The following is a 15,953-nucleotide window of genomic DNA, read 5'->3' as shown; positions in this document are numbered from 1 at the left end:
CAAATCTATTGCATGCTAACCGATCTACAGTTAAACAGCATACTGGAAGATTTTGATATTGCTTATTGGAAAATCAATCTGTTTTCTAAACAAATATCATGGTCTGAGCATTTCAACATTCTGGTGGGAAAGCCAGAAATAGAAGAAGATAGATTTGAATTCTTCATCAACCATATTCTTCATCCAGATTACCGTTACGATTTCCGGATACATTTTGAAAAGCTTATCAAGGAAGAAGAGCCTTTCAGCTTTGAAATTAAACTGAAGCTTGAAAATGGCAAGTATCGCTGGTTTGAATGTAAGAATCAAAAAAGCAAAACAGAGCGCGAGTTTCGAGAATCTGCCGTACTATTATTCATAAATATTCACCAGAGTAAGAGAGATCAATACACCATTGAAGAGAATTTCTTTTATTATCGTGAAACGGCTGAAATGACCTCTACAGGAGGCTGGTATGTAGATACGGTGCACAAGAATATTTACTGGGATGATGTTTCTAAAAAGATCATCGATTGTCCGCGGGATTTTCAGCCGGCTTATGAAGACCGAATGAAATTCTATGCGGAAGAGCATCATAACAGAATGCGCAATGCATTTGATAAATGTGAGAATTTCGGGATTCCATTTAAACTGGAGCTTAAAATGGTCTCATTTCAGAATAGAGAATTCTGGGTGAGATTAACCGGCAAACCGGTTTATAATGATGACCAAATGGTTATCGGGATTCGTGGAGTTCTTCAGAATATTGATGAAAATAAGAGCAATGAGCTTAACCTTCAGAATTCACTGGATATCATTGCCACACAAAATTCAAGACTTTTCAATTTTGCCCATATAGTTTCTCACCATCTAAGATCTCATAGCAGCAATTTAAGCCTCATAGTTGAACTGCTTCGAGAATCGAAAACAGACAGAGATAAACTCGACCTACTGGCAAATGTTGAAGACGTAGCAGGAAATCTTGATTCTGCAATTTCGAGGTTGAATGACATCGTGAGCATTCAAACTTCATTAAGAAAAGAGAAAGTAAAAATCAGGTTTGAAGAAGCTCTGGAAATCGTTTTAGCATCTATCTCATCACTCATTAATCGAGAAAATGCAAAAATCGTCGCTGAATTTCAGGATTTGAAAGAAATTCGCTATATCCCTGAGTATCTTGAAAGTATTTTACTAAATTTAATCACGAATGCAATCCGGTATAGACAACCGGGGCGTAAACCAGTCATTTTTATTCAGACCTATGTCGAGAACGATAAAGAGTATTTAGAAGTTAGCGACAACGGAATGGGAATTGACCTCGATGAGTATGGTGATAAGATGTTCGGTATGTATAAAACATTTCACCAGAGCAATCCCGAGGCGAAAGGAATTGGCTTATTTATAACTAAAAACCAGGTAGAAGCCCTTGGGGGGACAATATCTGTGAGTAGTACTTTAGATATTGGTACTACTTTCAAAATCAAATTCTAGATTCTATTGATTATGGGGCAAAAAGTAGAACTGGCGTGTATCATTGATGATGATAAGATATACGTGAATTTAGTAAAGAAGATCATTGAGATCAAAAAGCTTTCAGAAAACCTGCTTATCTACAAAAACGGTAAGGAAGCTTTGGATTATTTCAAAAACATCATGGAAACGGTTACGGACGAAGATAAACTTCCGGATATCATTTTCCTTGACCTTAACATGCCTGTGATGGACGGTTGGGAGTTTTTGAATGAATTTATCAAGATCAAGAACAGCTTAAATAAGAAAATCACTTTATATGTAGTAAGTTCTTCCATAGATCCTCGTGATCTGGAAAGAGCCAAGTCATTTAATCTGGTTACAGATTATCTTATAAAACCTATTGAGCTGAAAAAATTCGAGAAGATCTTCGAAAAAACTGCCGCTTAATTTCACTCCTCTTTTTCGTTTTTAGGGAATGCTCTTTTATTAAATAAAAGAAGCATCGCCACTCCTACGCTTATAGCTGAATCTGCTATATTGAATACCGGTTCGAAGAAAGTAAAGTATTCACCGCCCCAGAATGGGATCCACTCCGGCAAATAACCTTTCCATAAAGGGAAATAAAGCATGTCTACCACCTTACCATGAAAAAGAGTTCCATAACCTCCTGCTTCAGGTAAAAAGCTCGCTACGTGACCGTAACTGTCGTCAAAAATGATTCCGTAGAATACAGAATCGATAATATTACCAAAGGCTCCTGCAAAGATGAGCGCGATAGAGAAAATAAGTATTCTTGAACCATCTTTTTTAACAGCATCCCAAAGCCAGTAACCAATACCAACAATTGCAGCCAGTCTAAAAAGCGTTAAGGCTAGTTTACCATATTCACCAGGGATTTTAGTTCCCCAGGCCATACCTTCATTTTCAACGAATAATATTCTGAACCAATCAAAGACTTCTAATTCTTCTCCAAGAGCAAAATGAGTTTTGATATAAAATTTGGAAACCTGATCTATTATAAGAATCAGTATAATGAATAATCCGGCTTTTTTAAGGGACATGAATCTATTTTAGTTGAAAACGGGTCAAAAATACTAATATTATTTAGTTTTTACGCACCATAATATCACCGTCTATACTTGTGAGTCTTAAAGGGTTTCGGCCTGGCAAAAATTCAGGGATCTTTACCTTTCCATTTCGTGATTCAGCTTCTATTAAACCTGAATTAGTTTCAACCAGGATATTTCCGGAATATGTATTGATAACAGCCGTTCCCGAATAATCCGTAAGTTTACAATAGCCTTGTTTTAGATCGGCATAAACAGATTTGAATCTACCTTTTCCTTGGAGTGAAGCTATATTTGAATTAATTATAATTTCAAGATCTTCCGGAATTTCCATCTGAATTTCAAGAGAAAATACTTTATGAGCACTTAACTTATCGAAACCTCCGGTTAATCTTTGAGGATATTTTGTCCTGATGATCAATTCACTTCCCCTAATCTCAGATTCTAAAATGATATAATTAAAATATTCCCCTTCAGAATGTGTGCTTATCTTAATTTGTGAAGTTTCAGTTGCCTTTAGATTTATAAGATAAACCTCATCAGTATCTATTCTAATACTTTCAATTTGATGAGCATCTATGCTTTCCCGGGTATCCTTCTGGGAAAATACCAGCAATGAATTCAGTAATACCAAAAAAACAAATATTATATCCTTCTTCATCTTCCCTTCTCTATTAAACAAAAAACGTCCAGAACATTTAGAATGCTGGACGTTCCTTATTTAAAATCTTACAGTTTAGCGCTGCATGTTCTTAGCTTCAATACTAAGTGTTGCGTGTGGCACCAGCAATAATCTCTCTTTAGCGATAAGTTTACCGGTTACTCTACAAATTCCATAAGTTTTGTTCTCGATTCTCATCAAAGCATTTTTAAGATCTCTGATAAACTTCTCCTGACGGATAGCTAACTGAGAATTCGCTTCTTTACTCATGGTCTCACTACCTTCTTCAAAAGCTTTGAATGTTGGCGAAGTATCATCTGTACCGTTATTACCGTCGTTTTTGTAAGCATTTTGATAGATCGCAAGTTGTTCCTGCGCTTTTTCGATCTTTTTCTTGATCAGAGTTTTAAACTCTGCCAAATCAGCATCGCTGTAACGTTCTTTTACTTCTGTAGACATGGCTTAATGTTTTTTAATAAACAATCTGGTGGTAATTTCATCAAATTCAACTTCGGCGCCTTCATCTACCACCTCTGCAAATTCGAGGTTTGCAGTTAATGTTTCGTTTTTAATATAACTTATATTATCGTTCACGGCATCCTCGATAATACCGTCCTTTTGTAGGGTAACATCTATGGTATCAGTCACTTCGTAGCCTGAATCCTTGCGGAGGTTCTGGATCCTGTTCACCAGTTCTCTGGCAACACCTTCCTTTTTCAACTCCGGACTGATAATAACGTCCAGGGCTACGGTTAAATTGCCACTGCTGGCAACCAACCATCCTTCAATATCCTGAGATGAAATTTCCACCTCATCGAGGGACAAATTAACTAAATTTTCGTTTACCGCAACTTCAATCTCTCCATTGCGCTCGATTTCAGCGATATCTTCGGAAGTGAAATTGTTTATCTTATTGACAATCAACTTTATATCTTTACCAAATCTCGGGCCAAGAACTCTGAAGTTTGGTTTTATTTGCTTTACAAGCAGTCCTGAAGCATCATCTATAAGCTTGATTTCCTTCACATTAACCTCAGATTTTATAAGGTCTTCAACTGCTTGAATCTCTCGCTTTTGACTATCGTCAAGTACCGGAATCATTACTCTTTGCAGAGGTTGACGCACTTTGATCATTTCTTTCTTTCTAAGGGAAAGAACCAAAGATGAAATGGTTTGAGCCTTCTCCATCTTTCTCTCCAAAGATTTATCAACAAATTCTGGTTTATAAACCGGGAAATCAGCGATATGTACAGATTCTGCCTTGTCTTTTCCTGTAGCAGCATTAAGATCCTTGAACAATCTATCCATAAAGAATGGCGCTACTGGTGCTCCAAGCTTGGCTACAGTTTCCAGACAAGTATAAAGCGTCTGGTATGCAGAGATCTTATCCAGCTCATAATCACCTTTCCAGAATCTTCTTCTGCTCAATCTTACAAACCAGTTACTTAGATTTTCCTGAACAAATTCTGAAATTGCTCTGGTAGCCTTAGTTGGTTCATAATCTGAATAGAACTTATCTACTTTCTCTATAAGCGTATGTAATTCTGAAAGAATCCATCGGTCTATTTCCGGTCTGTCTTCCAGTTTTACATCTGCTTCAGAATACGTGAATTCATCAATATTTGCATAAAGCGTAAAAAATGAATACGTATTATAAAGGGTTCCAAAGAATTTACGTTGAACTTCCCCAATACCTTCAATATCAAATTTTAAGTTATCCCAGGGATTCGCATTAGAGATCATGTACCATCTCGTAGCATCAGGTCCGTAAGCCGCAAGCGTTTCAAATGGATCTACTGCGTTCCCTAGTCTCTTGGACATTTTTTGACCATTTTTATCAAGTACAAGCCCGTTAGAAACTACATTCTTATATGCAACATCATCAAAGATCATGGTTGCGATTGCATGAAGAGTATAGAACCATCCACGTGTCTGGTCTACTCCTTCCGCTATAAAATCGGCTTTACGCCACTTATCTTCTACTTTTTCCTTGTTTTCAAAAGGATAATGCCATTGTGAATAAGGCATAGAACCAGAATCAAACCAAACATCGATAAGATCGGCCTCACGCTTCATTGGCTTTCCAGAATCTGAAACCAAAGTGATGGTGTCGACCACATTCTTATGAAGATCTACTTTTTCATAGTTCTCTTCACTCATATTTCCAGGCTCGAAATCTTCGAAAATATCCTTTTCCAGAACTCCGGCTTCAACAGATTTCGCCATCTCCTCCTTCAACTGAGCTACAGATCCTATCACCTTTACTTCTGTACCGTCTTCTGTTCTCCAGATAGGTAACGGAATTCCCCAATATCTACTACGGCTAAGGTTCCAGTCATTGGCATTTGCCAGCCAGTTTCCAAAACGTCCTTCTCCAGTAGATTTAGGCTTCCAGTTAATGCCCTGGTTAAGCTCATGCATTCTATCCTTGAATTCGGTCACCTTTATGAACCAGGAATCCAGCGGATAATATAATATAGGTTTATCTGTTCTCCAGCAATTAGGGTAGCTGTGAACATATTTTTCTACTTTAAAAGCCCTGTTCTCCTCTTTTAATTTGATCGCAAGCTCAACATCTACAGATTTTTCAGGAGCCTGACCATCATCATAATATTCGTTCTTCACATACTTCCCAGCAAACTCTCCCATTTCTGGTCTGAATTTTCCCTGAAGATCTACTAGAGGAACAAGATTTCCATTCTGATCTTTCACTAACATTGGTGGAACTTCCGGAGTTGCCTGTTTTGCAACCAGAGCATCATCTGCACCAAAAGTTGGGGCTGTATGTACAATTCCGGTACCATCTTCTGTGGTTACAAAATCACCAGATATAATTCTGAAAGCATTTTCAGGATCATCATTTGGTTGAGCATATTGAAGCAATTGCTCATATTTCGCCCCTAGGATATCCTTTCCTTTAAAGCTCTCTCCAATCAAATATGGAATTTTCTTATCCTCCTGGGTATAAGAATTCAGATCCTCTTCAGATTCAGCTTTTCTGAATTTTTTATCGAATTGCTTTTCAGCCAGCTCCTTTGCCACTACAATGGTGATCGGCTCAAAAGTATATTGATTGTATGTTTTTACAGTAACATAATCGATCTTCGGACCAACCGTTAAGGCAGTATTCGAAGGCAGCGTCCATGGAGTTGTTGTCCAGGCGATGAAATAAAGATCCTTTGTTTCTTTAAGAAAATCAGGAAGTGTTTCAGCCTTCGCTTTGAACATGGCCGTTACGGTAGTGTCGGTCACATCCTGGTAAGTTCCCGGCTGATTAAGCTCATGAGAACTTAGACCAGTACCTGCTTTTGGAGAATACGGCTGAATGGTGTAACCCTTGTATATAAGATCCTTATTATAGATCTCAGATAAAAGCCACCAAACAGTTTCCATGTACTTGGACTTGTAAGTGATATATGGATCTTCCATATCCACCCAGTAACCCATCTTTTTGGTAAGATCATTCCAAACATCGGTGTAACGCATAACAGCATTCTTACATGCTTCGTTATACTTTTCAACGCTTATTTTGGTACCGATATCTTCTTTAGTGATTCCAAGTTCTTTTTCTACGCCAAGTTCAATTGGAAGACCATGCGTATCCCAACCTGCTTTACGTTTTACCTGGAAACCTTTTTGAGTTTTATATCGACAAAAAATATCTTTTATAGATCGCGCCATTACGTGGTGAATACCAGGCAATCCGTTTGCTGAAGGTGGACCTTCAAAAAATATGTATGGATCTTTACCTTCACGTATAGACACGCTCTTTTCGAAAATATCATTTTCTTCCCAATAATTGAGTATTTCCTCTGCCACCTTGGGCAAGTCAAGACCTTTGTATTCAGGGAACCTTCTGCTCATTTTCTCCTTTTTTCAAATGATGTGCGAAAATAAGGATTTTTAACAAAAGATGATATTATTCTAAGGTAAAATACATGTGTTATTATTCTTAAGTGAAAACTTAAAAACCTGAAAATTAAATGCTTTTAATACTTAGGTCTTAAAAAGTGTAAGACAGGGCAATGATCAAATTGCGCCCTGCTGCTGATATACCAGAAGAATAGGTACGGTATCGCTGATCTGTAATATTTTCAACGGAAGCAGTTGCCACCCAATTTGGATTTAATTTATACTGCCCTGTTAAATTAAGCGTATACCAGGATGGAGAATATGGATTACCATTACTGTCCAGCGCGTATAAATAGGCCTTATCCTGCTCTCCTGATGCAAGATCATCAAAATCGAACTGACCGTTATATTCAGCAAAAAGATCAAATTTAAGACGTCTTTTATTCCAGATCAAATGTGTATTTCCAAACATTGGAGCAGCATGCCTTAAGGGTACGTAATCACCACCTTCATTCTCTTCGCCATGCGTATAACTGAATTTTGATTGTAATCTCAAAGCAACAGAAAAATCTACTTCCAACCCTGCTTCAATTCCATAGACGTAAGCATTGGCAGCATTCTGAATTGCCTGAACTCTACTTGGTTCTCCCTGATAATCTATTTCGGTTACTCCATTCAGGTTAAAGTCGCGACGAACCATGGCATTATTCAAATAAGTGTAGTAACCAGTTAGTCCAAGTCGAATATTATCAGATAAGTTAAAGTCGGCACCCAGTTCTCCGTTATAAGCATATTCCGGTTTCAGACCCGGATTTGGAACTACTACAGAACCAGGTTCAGAATCGAAGATCTTACCGATATCATCAATATTAGGAGCTCTGAAAGCCGTAGATAAACCAAGCCTCCAACCCACAAAATCATTCATTCTCCAGTTTAAACCTAAGCTCCCGGTAAGAGCGCCGGTACTGATATCTGCCTCATCAAATGGGAAATCATAAAAACGATCATCAAAAGTAGCATCAACAAGAATATGATTATATCGAATTCCTGATTGAAGCGAAAAATCTTCGGTTAATTTCCATTGATAACTGGAGTAAACAGCCATTGATTGCCATTTTGAACCGTCAGGATACCTACTAGCGGTCTCTCCCTTTTCAGATGAAGTCATATTCTTGAAACTACCTTTAGAGCTAACATTATTCAGCACGTATTCTATTCCGTAAAATAATTTGCTTTCAGAAAAACCCTTCTCAAAATCTAAGTTAGCTGAATAAGCATCGATATTCTCTTCCGTTGAAAACAAAATAGGATCTCCAAAATTCCGATCATTCCTGCTTTCAGCAAAAAACTGGTAAGCCCCGGTAAACTGAAGTTTATCGTAAAGTTCTGAATTGCTTCGATGATTAATGTTCAGATTACCTAAAAACCATGTCTGCGGACCATAATACCACTCAGCTGATCGTAAAACCCCGTCGCGTTTCCTGTAAAGCCTGTCATATCTGGGAAAATCTGATGTATTTGAGTAAAGAAGTCCAAGATTAAAATCCCAGTCTTTGACCGGCATATACTTGATCTTCTGCAATAGATTGATCTGGTTATAACCGGTTGGCTTTTGAACCAATGGATCTTCATTGGGCAACATCACATCAATCCCATTCTGCCTCTCCGCGTAATCGGTTCTTAAATAATCATCAGGACCATGCTCACCCATTCTAAGATCTCCAAAATCTGAATACGTGATGCCTGTTTTAAATGCCCAGTTCTCTCTTCCAATATTCACATCGGCGTGTACCGTATTTTCGTTATTAGCGGTAGAAAATCGTGTATAGATATTCCCTGAATAAGAAGTACCATCAACGAAACTGAAATCAGGTTTCAGCGTATAAAAGTTGACCACACCACCAATAGCATCACTTCCATAAACTACAGATCCCGGGCCCATTATAACCTCTGCACTTTCAACCAGCATTGGGTCTACTGATATCACATTTTGAAGATTCCCGCTTCTGAAAATGGCCGAATTCATTCTTACACCATCAACAGTTAGCAGCAGCCTGTTAGTGGCAAAACCTCGAATCATGGGGCTCCCGCCTCCAAGCTGGCTTTTTTGCACGTAGACCTGGCCTGTGCTTTCTAAAAGATCGGCAGAGGTTTGCGGACTCGCCATCTCTATTTCTGAAGGTGAAATACTGATGATCTTCTGTGGAATTTCGTCTTTATTCAGTTTAAAACGGGCCACAGAGAGTGTCACTTGCTCTAACTGATTTTCGAGAGACTGAAGCAAGACGATATTATCATTGGCCTGGATCTCCCTTTTTCGGCGGAAAGCTTCCACATGAGAAACGGCTTTAAAGATGATCACTTCAGTATCTGTAAATTCTGAAATATCTGCTTTTCCGGTAATATCAGTCAGCGTAGAAACAGATTTATCCTGGTTAAAGATCGCGACATTTACAACCGGCTCACCAATATCATTATCCAGAACTGTAATTTCCTGGGCTGCGCTAATAGAAAATATTAATAGGAAAAGAGAGAGGAATATTAATCGCATTTAACCGAAAATTTCATTTAAAACACTAAGTGACTTTGGTTTACGAAAACCTTCAATATGCAGTTCATAATACAAAAGCAGCATATTTAAAAAGTCATTCCGCGATGATTGGTTTAGTTTTATATGTTTGAGGGCATCAAATTCGGTGCCCAAAAGGCTTTTCAGCAAATCTACATTTTTACCTTCAATGCAATAATCATTCGTAGAAATTTCCTGGAACACACCATCCAGAAGATTAAAGTATGGAAGATCCTGCATTCCGTTTTCCGGTTGAAAACCCAAATATCGAGTGAGATTCAGAAGAAATAACAAATGGAAATTTGCAATCTTATCCAACGTATCCAAGACATGGAAACTGTATTCCAGGTAATGAAATAAGGACTCATTACTTTCTTCTTCCCGGATGGCATTCCGCAGCGTTTCCGCTAAAAACATTACCATGGCCAGTTTTACAGGATGAGTATGCAGGCTTTGATAATTTCCGGTAACCTTGGCCTCTTTGAGATATTCCATTTTACCTGTGCCCCGGTGATTGGCAACGATATCCAGAAGAGTAAGGCTTTGGAACATTGAAGCCTTAAATTTTCCTTTTTTAGATTTGAGAACTCCCTTCAGCATATAGGTGCACAGCCCGTCTGAGAGTGTGTAGGCTTTTACAATAAGATCGGCCTCACCGTATTTTAACGCCCTTATAATGATCGCTTTGGTATGAACCAGCATTCAGGAATATTTGCCGTGAATTTATAAAAAAAGCCGCTTTTTCAAGCGGCTCCGTATATTTAAGTGATCAGAAGGTATTAAACAACTCCCTGGGCTAGCATAGCATCAGCTACTTTAACAAACCCGGCGATATTTGCTCCTTTTACATAATCTACATATCCATCTTTTGTAGTACCATATTCCACACATTTTTCATGAATATCGTTCATGATCTCGTGAAGTTTCTTGTCTACATCTTCAGCAGTCCAGCTGTATCTCATGGAGTTCTGAGACATTTCTAATCCTGAAGTTGCTACACCACCAGCATTAGAAGCTTTTCCTGGAGAGAAAAGTATTTTCTCTTTGTGGAAAACTTCAATAGCCTCTGGAGTACAAGGCATATTTGCTCCTTCTCCAACACACATACATCCATTTTTCACCAATGTTTTCGCATCATCACCTTCTAACTCATTCTGAGTTGCACAAGGAAGCGCTACATCACATTTAATTCCCCATGGAGTTTTTCCTTCATGGTATTCAGCCGAAGAATACTGGTCTACATATTCGCTAATTCTTCCTCTTCTCTCATTCTTCAATTCCATGATGAACTGAAGTTTATCTGCATCAATCCCGTCTTTATCATAAATGAATCCTCCCGAATCTGACATGGTAACAACTTTAGCTCCAAGCTGAGTTGCTTTTTCAGCAGCATACTGAGCAACATTACCAGCACCAGAGATCACAACTGTTTTACCTTCCAGTTTTTCACCTTTGGTCTTCAACATGTTTTGTGCAAAGTATACATTTCCGTATCCTGTAGCTTCAGGTCTAATAAGTGACCCTCCATAAGAAAGACCTTTCCCGGTTAAAATTCCGGTGAATTCATTCTGAATTCTTTTATACTGACCAAAAAGGAATCCGATCTCTCTTCCTCCAACACCAATATCTCCTGCGGGAACATCACAATCTGCTCCAATATGTCTTTGTAATTCTGTCATAAAGCTCTGGCAGAATCTCATTACTTCATTATCTGACTTTCCTTTCGGGTCAAAATCTGAACCTCCTTTACCACCACCCATAGGAAGTGTAGTAAGGCTATTTTTAAACACCTGCTCAAAGGCAAGGAATTTAAGAATGCTAAGATTTACAGATGGGTGAAAACGCAAACCTCCTTTATAAGGTCCAATCGCCGAATTCATCTGAATACGGAAACCACGGTTCACCTGGATGTCACCATTATCATCTAACCAAGGCACTCTAAACATCACCACTCTCTCAGGCTCTACCATTCGCTCGAGAAGCATTTTGTTCTGGTATTTTTTATTTTCTTCAATGAAAGGAATTACCGTTTCTGCCACCTCGTGAACCGCTTGCATGAATTCTGGTTCGTTCTGGTTTCTGGTTGACACCTTTTCCAGGAAATTTTTGATGTTTTTTTCCATAATGATGGGCGCTATTATTAAATTATAAATTTTATGTCCAAATAGTGTGGCAAATATAAATATTCTTTAATGATTAAAAGTTTCATTCTAGTATTTCATATAAAATTAACTTTTAAGTTTGCAGCCCTTTGTAATACTAAGTTTTTTAGATTTTCGTTATTGTAGTTTTGTTATATTTGCCAATACTGCAAGCCAATACACATGTTAAATACCAGAGCATTCTTTATTACAAGTTTGATTCTCTCGCTTTGGTCGGGTAGTGCTTTTGGTCAATTAAGTATTTCCAACGAATTAGGAGTTATCACCGGCCCGGCCGGTTTTTTTACAGATTATGGGGAACGTTACAATCTTCGTAACAACCTTGATAATGAAGGGTTCGGAGTAGGAATCGTGCATTATATGAATTTCGCTTTTAAACCTGAATGTAGCTGCCGGCCGACTAAATTATGGTTCACCAAACACTTCAGAATAAGAAATGAAATAGATTATCTTCAGTCAAATCTTGACCATTATGGTCCCGTAGCCCAGAAAGATAGTGAAGGCGGGAGACAATTAAGAGCCATGCATGGTAAAACCCAGTTAATTCAAGCGGGAACTTCCCTGGAATACCATCTCTTCGGAATTAAAGAAGCAAGGGATTTTGCCGTTCTTTTCGCTCCATACATAAGTTTAGGAGTGCATTACGTGCATTACAAGCCTGATGCCTATTCTGATTTGGGACCGCTAGACAGCCCGAAGGTTTTGTTCCGAACTTTTGAAGATGGATTATTTTTAGAGGAAGGCGATACCTTCGCAATTTTGGGAAGTGCCGGTTTGCGTTACAGACTTGGAAGGTTCAATGACCTCCAGATAGAAGCAAGAGCTATGTATTATGACACCGACAAGCTCGAAGGCTTAGACGTTCAGGGACCGCAGAACAAATTCAATGATTTCGTGCTCTGGTTTAATATCGGTTATATTTATTACCTGGATTTCTAGAAGTCCAGTTCAGAAGAGTCTATTATTTTTCCTCCTTTATTTACAATATCAGTTTTTGCATTTTTGAAGGCATCTTCACTCAATGCTCGCGTTCCGTTTTCTATCAAGGTTGCTGAAAATCCTTCCTCCAAAGCATCTAGAATAGAGAATTTCACACAGTATTCTGCAGCCAGACCAACGAAATAAAGTTCTTTCGCCCCCTTTTCTCTCAAATATCCTGTAAGACCAGTAGATTTTAAATGAGCATTGTCGTAAAATCCGCTATAACTATCAATAGAAATATCAGTTCCCTTTCTAAAAATTGTTTCAATTCCTGATGTTTCAAGATCTGAATGAAACTTCGCCCCATAACTGTTTTGAATACAGTGCTCCGGCCACAACACCTGTTGGATTCCGTTAAGGTCTATCACTTCAAATTCATTCCCATTCTTATGAGATGTTGCAAAACTTGCATGTTTTTCAGGATGCCAATCCTGAGTAGCGATCACCAGATCAAATTTCTGCTGAATATCGTTTAGGAGCGGTACGATCTTGTCACCATCTGATACAGCCAATGCTCCACCGGGCATAAAATCATTTTGAACATCTATAATAATCAGGGTTTTCATTTCAATTTCTGTTTTGATGCCTGGATTAGTTTCTCACGCTCATCTCGCAAGGTTTCACTAATACCTATTTTATAAATGTGAGGATTATTAAATCGCTTATACTCAATAGGCAATTCTGAAAGCCTGGTCATACTATAATCTGAGATTTCCTTGAGGCTTCTTTTATCAATAAGAATTTCACCATTTTCCATAACTTTATGTAACAAAGCTTCCTGATTGAATTTTTCGAGATTCATGGATTTATATGGTTCAAACGGATGAAACATTTCTTCAACCGTAGACTCATGATATAATCCAATCGCATCTGCACCAATACATTTTCCACTTTCGTCTTTCATTCTAAAAACCTGCTTTTTATGTGGAAGCGTTACTTTGAAAATGCTTTCGGAAATCTTTATCCTTGGCTTTCCATTAGAACAGGCCAACTTATAAACCCCGTCCAATGCGCCATCAGGATCGCCTGTCACCAGATTGGTTCCAACTCCAAAAATATCGATTGGAGCCTGCTGTTCCAGTAAACTTTTTATCACATATTCATCTAATTGATTAGAAGCCGCGATCTTTACATAATCCAGTCCGGCTGCATCCAGTTGTTTTCGGCTTTCTTTAGCGAAATAAGAAAGATCTCCACTATCCAATCGAATAGCCAGAAGTTTCTGTCTTCTAGACTCCAATTCCTTAGCCACCGTAATCGCGTTTGGAACTCCACTTTTCAGGGTGTTATAAGTATCTACCAGCAATACACAATCTTCAGGTCTTCCCTGAGCGAAATCCCGAAAAGCCTCCAATTCATCATCATAGCTCTGAACAAATGAGTGAGCCATGGTTCCCGATACCGGTATATTGAAGTTCTTCGCTGCGATAACATTACTGGTTGCATCAAAACCACCAATAATCGCAGCACGTGTGGCAAAATATCCTCCGGTTGCCTGAGCGCGCCGTAAGCCAAAATCAAGAAGGGTAGCATCTCCAGCAACCAATCTAATTCTACTTGCCTTCGTAGCGACTAAGGTTTGAAAGTTCAGTAAATTCAGCAGAATTGTCTCTATGATTTGGGCTTCGATTATATTTGCCTCGACCTGCAGGATTGGTCGAGTAGGGAAAACTATATCTCCTTCTGCAACCGAGTAAATCTTGCCCTTAAATCTGAATTCTTTAAGATAATTCAGAAATTCATCTTCAAATCCCTGAGATTGTAAAAATTCCAGATCAGATTCATCAAACCTCAAATTTGATATCACCTCCAATAGATCTTCCAGACCTGCAAATACAGCATAACCTCCGTCAAAAGGCAGTTTCCTGAAATAGTAATCAAATATTGCACTATGATCTTTCTGACCCTTTTTGAAGTATACCTGGGCCATCGCCAACTGATACTGATCTGTATAAGTTGCTGAAAAATTATTCATGAAATTAAGATTTGGTTAGCCAGCGCTAATTTCCTGCAGTTTCTTTTTATATAACTGAAGGTCTTCATCACTGAATACCACAAATTTAATCTTTTTGAGATGTTTGATTTCGGGTGATTCTGCTAAAACTGTATTAAAAACGACTTCTACGGCCTGCTTTGCTGGGAATCCAAAGATTCCGGTAGAGATACCGGGAAAACCAATGGAATTCAAATTATACTTTTCTGCCAATCTGATACTGTTTTTATAACAATTAGCCAGCAATTCATTTTCGGGCTTGTCTTTACCATAAACCGGACCAAGACAATGGATAATGTATTTATTTGGAAGGTCATAAGCACCAGTCAAAACCGCTTCTCCGGGTTTTATAGGTGCAAGTTTCCTGCATTCCTGGTATAGAGCAGGACCGGCAGCATTGTGAATTGCACCTGCAACTCCTCCACCAGGCGCTAACTGGGCATTCGCAGCATTAACAACGGCATCAAGTTCTGGCTGACTGGCAATATCTGCCTTTTCAATTTCAATCTCTATATCAAGCAAATTTCGTTTCATCCCTTACAAAAGAATAAAATACAAAATAAACCTGAGTGAGATGAATGCTTACATAAATTCTAACTAGTTCTCCAGATCATCTGAAATCGATATCTGGTAAGCTCCATCTTCTAATGGCAATAGCTTCGCACTTTGAAGCTGAATAGAATTCCCGTCATGAACCCATGGGATCTCTTCGGAAGAACTTTGGGCATCATATCCGGTAAACCAGGCAAAATCTATATCCTGATAATACGATGTGATACGCAAATTGTAAACCTCTCCTTTTTTATCCCATTCAATAAGATAATCACTATCGTTAGGTATAGGCTCGGCAGTTTCGGGATCACCACTGTCTGAAATATAAATGGTTTCCATATCATCAGGCTTAAACCACAAATAGGTATTATCCCATTTAGCTCCATAAGTGTCAGAATCTAACATGGCGGCGGGGTTGCAGCCGGTTAGACAAGATAAAAAGCTTGCGACAAATAAAAGTTTAAAAATACGGCTAGAAAATAAGCCACTAAAGAATGTTGGGGTAGCTGTGTATTTAGGGAATACACATTTCAATAATGTCATATAAGTGTTTCGATTCAGCAGGAAAAATCGAAGTAGTATTTTGGGGTGAACCCAAATTATATTTATTCCTACAGCTGAAAAAAAGGAATGAAGAAACTAACATAAAATTAACAGCATCTTT

At 38.4% G+C, this 15,953-nt stretch carries 14 protein-coding genes; 3 read left to right on the top strand and 11 right to left on the bottom strand.

What is annotated here, in order from left to right; translation table 11 throughout:
- Positions 1–12: 12 nt before the first annotated feature.
- Together RE431_RS12620 and RE431_RS12615 are read left to right on the top strand one after the other, a co-directional pair.
- Positions 13–1,470, top strand: a complete 1,458-nt coding sequence (locus tag RE431_RS12620; protein WP_309562345.1) for a sensor histidine kinase — start codon at positions 13–15, stop codon at positions 1,468–1,470.
- A gap of 12 nt (positions 1,471–1,482) precedes the next feature.
- Positions 1,483–1,899 carry a response regulator gene (locus RE431_RS12615; protein WP_309562344.1) on the top strand — a complete coding sequence of 139 codons (417 nt, stop codon included), beginning with the start codon at positions 1,483–1,485 and terminating at the stop codon, positions 1,897–1,899.
- A 2-nt stretch (positions 1,900–1,901) separates the two neighbouring features.
- On the opposite strand, the gene RE431_RS12610 is transcribed toward RE431_RS12615, so the two are convergent.
- The 7 genes from RE431_RS12610 to gdhA all read right to left on the bottom strand — a co-directional run bounded on the left by RE431_RS12610 (position 1,902) and on the right by gdhA (position 11,724).
- Positions 1,902–2,513, bottom strand: coding sequence for a lipoprotein signal peptidase (locus RE431_RS12610; RefSeq protein WP_309562343.1), 612 nt, complete (start codon positions 2,511–2,513; stop codon positions 1,902–1,904).
- 43 nt (positions 2,514–2,556) lie between these two features.
- Positions 2,557–3,180, bottom strand: a complete 624-nt coding sequence (locus tag RE431_RS12605) for a DUF4097 family beta strand repeat-containing protein (RefSeq protein ID WP_309562342.1) — start codon at positions 3,178–3,180, stop codon at positions 2,557–2,559.
- Positions 3,181–3,255: 75 nt separating this feature from the next.
- Positions 3,256–3,639, bottom strand: a complete 384-nt coding sequence (locus tag RE431_RS12600) for a TraR/DksA family transcriptional regulator (RefSeq protein WP_309562341.1) — start codon at positions 3,637–3,639, stop codon at positions 3,256–3,258.
- 3 nt (positions 3,640–3,642) lie between these two features.
- Positions 3,643–7,044 (bottom strand): isoleucine--tRNA ligase, encoded by a 3,402-nt coding sequence (gene ileS / locus RE431_RS12595; RefSeq protein WP_309562340.1) that lies wholly within the window; start codon positions 7,042–7,044, stop codon positions 3,643–3,645.
- A 139-nt stretch (positions 7,045–7,183) separates the two neighbouring features.
- A complete protein-coding gene (locus RE431_RS12590) occupies positions 7,184–9,583 on the bottom strand; it encodes a TonB-dependent receptor plug domain-containing protein (protein ID WP_309562339.1) in 2,400 nt (799 codons plus the stop codon).
- Positions 9,584–10,303, bottom strand: a complete 720-nt coding sequence (recO, locus tag RE431_RS12585; protein ID WP_309562338.1) for a DNA repair protein RecO — start codon at positions 10,301–10,303, stop codon at positions 9,584–9,586.
- Positions 10,304–10,380: 77 nt separating this feature from the next.
- The gene (gene gdhA / locus RE431_RS12580) at positions 10,381–11,724 is read right to left on the bottom strand and encodes an NADP-specific glutamate dehydrogenase (RefSeq protein WP_309562337.1); all 1,344 of its coding nucleotides are present in this window, start codon (positions 11,722–11,724) and stop codon (positions 10,381–10,383) included.
- 201 nt (positions 11,725–11,925) lie between these two features.
- Here gdhA and RE431_RS12575 point away from each other — a divergent pair, with 201 nt between their 5' ends.
- The gene (locus tag RE431_RS12575; RefSeq protein ID WP_309562336.1) at positions 11,926–12,702 is read left to right on the top strand and encodes a THC0290_0291 family protein; all 777 of its coding nucleotides are present in this window, start codon (positions 11,926–11,928) and stop codon (positions 12,700–12,702) included.
- Here the strand turns inward: RE431_RS12575 and pncA are convergent.
- The 4 genes from pncA to RE431_RS12555 form a co-directional block, all read right to left on the bottom strand.
- The gene (gene pncA, locus RE431_RS12570; protein ID WP_309562335.1) at positions 12,699–13,310 is read right to left on the bottom strand and encodes a bifunctional nicotinamidase/pyrazinamidase; all 612 of its coding nucleotides are present in this window, start codon (positions 13,308–13,310) and stop codon (positions 12,699–12,701) included. The two genes, RE431_RS12575 and pncA, sit on opposite strands and share 4 nt — an antisense overlap.
- On the bottom strand, positions 13,307–14,719 hold the full coding sequence (locus RE431_RS12565; protein ID WP_309562334.1) for a nicotinate phosphoribosyltransferase: 1,413 nt from the start codon (positions 14,717–14,719) through the stop codon (positions 13,307–13,309). Before RE431_RS12565 ends, pncA begins: the two co-directional genes overlap by 4 nt.
- A 15-nt stretch (positions 14,720–14,734) precedes the next feature.
- Positions 14,735–15,271: a macro domain-containing protein gene (locus RE431_RS12560; protein WP_309562333.1), complete on the bottom strand. Its 537-nt coding sequence runs from the start codon at positions 15,269–15,271 to the stop codon at positions 14,735–14,737.
- 63 nt (positions 15,272–15,334) lie between these two features.
- The gene (locus tag RE431_RS12555) at positions 15,335–15,694 is read right to left on the bottom strand and encodes a hypothetical protein (protein ID WP_309562332.1); all 360 of its coding nucleotides are present in this window, start codon (positions 15,692–15,694) and stop codon (positions 15,335–15,337) included.
- Positions 15,695–15,953 lie beyond the last annotated feature (259 nt).

This window comes from Christiangramia sediminicola, assembly GCF_031344135.1.
Lineage (GTDB): Bacteria > Bacteroidota > Bacteroidia > Flavobacteriales > Flavobacteriaceae > Christiangramia > Christiangramia sediminicola.
The sequence above is the reverse complement of the archived record's forward strand: the minus strand, read 5'-3'. Positions and strand labels throughout refer to the sequence as shown.

Bases quoted from the DNA above. Each gene is read 5' to 3' on its own strand.
- RE431_RS12620 (WP_309562345.1), top strand. From the start codon at position 13: ATGCTAACCGATCTACAGTTAAACAGCATACTGGAAGATTTTGATATT.
- RE431_RS12615 (WP_309562344.1), top strand. From the start codon at position 1,483: ATGGGGCAAAAAGTAGAACTGGCGTGTATCATTGATGATGATAAGATA.
- RE431_RS12610 (WP_309562343.1), bottom strand. From the start codon at position 2,513: ATGTCCCTTAAAAAAGCCGGATTATTCATTATACTGATTCTTATAATA.
- RE431_RS12605 (WP_309562342.1), bottom strand. From the start codon at position 3,180: ATGAAGAAGGATATAATATTTGTTTTTTTGGTATTACTGAATTCATTG.
- RE431_RS12600 (WP_309562341.1), bottom strand. From the start codon at position 3,639: ATGTCTACAGAAGTAAAAGAACGTTACAGCGATGCTGATTTGGCAGAG.
- ileS (WP_309562340.1), bottom strand. From the start codon at position 7,044: ATGAGCAGAAGGTTCCCTGAATACAAAGGTCTTGACTTGCCCAAGGTG.
- RE431_RS12590 (WP_309562339.1), bottom strand. From the start codon at position 9,583: ATGCGATTAATATTCCTCTCTCTTTTCCTATTAATATTTTCTATTAGC.
- recO (WP_309562338.1), bottom strand. From the start codon at position 10,303: ATGCTGGTTCATACCAAAGCGATCATTATAAGGGCGTTAAAATACGGT.
- gdhA (WP_309562337.1), bottom strand. From the start codon at position 11,724: ATGGAAAAAAACATCAAAAATTTCCTGGAAAAGGTGTCAACCAGAAAC.
- RE431_RS12575 (WP_309562336.1), top strand. From the start codon at position 11,926: ATGTTAAATACCAGAGCATTCTTTATTACAAGTTTGATTCTCTCGCTT.
- pncA (WP_309562335.1), bottom strand. From the start codon at position 13,310: ATGAAAACCCTGATTATTATAGATGTTCAAAATGATTTTATGCCCGGT.
- RE431_RS12565 (WP_309562334.1), bottom strand. From the start codon at position 14,719: ATGAATAATTTTTCAGCAACTTATACAGATCAGTATCAGTTGGCGATG.
- RE431_RS12560 (WP_309562333.1), bottom strand. From the start codon at position 15,271: ATGAAACGAAATTTGCTTGATATAGAGATTGAAATTGAAAAGGCAGAT.
- RE431_RS12555 (WP_309562332.1), bottom strand. From the start codon at position 15,694: ATGTTAGATTCTGACACTTATGGAGCTAAATGGGATAATACCTATTTG.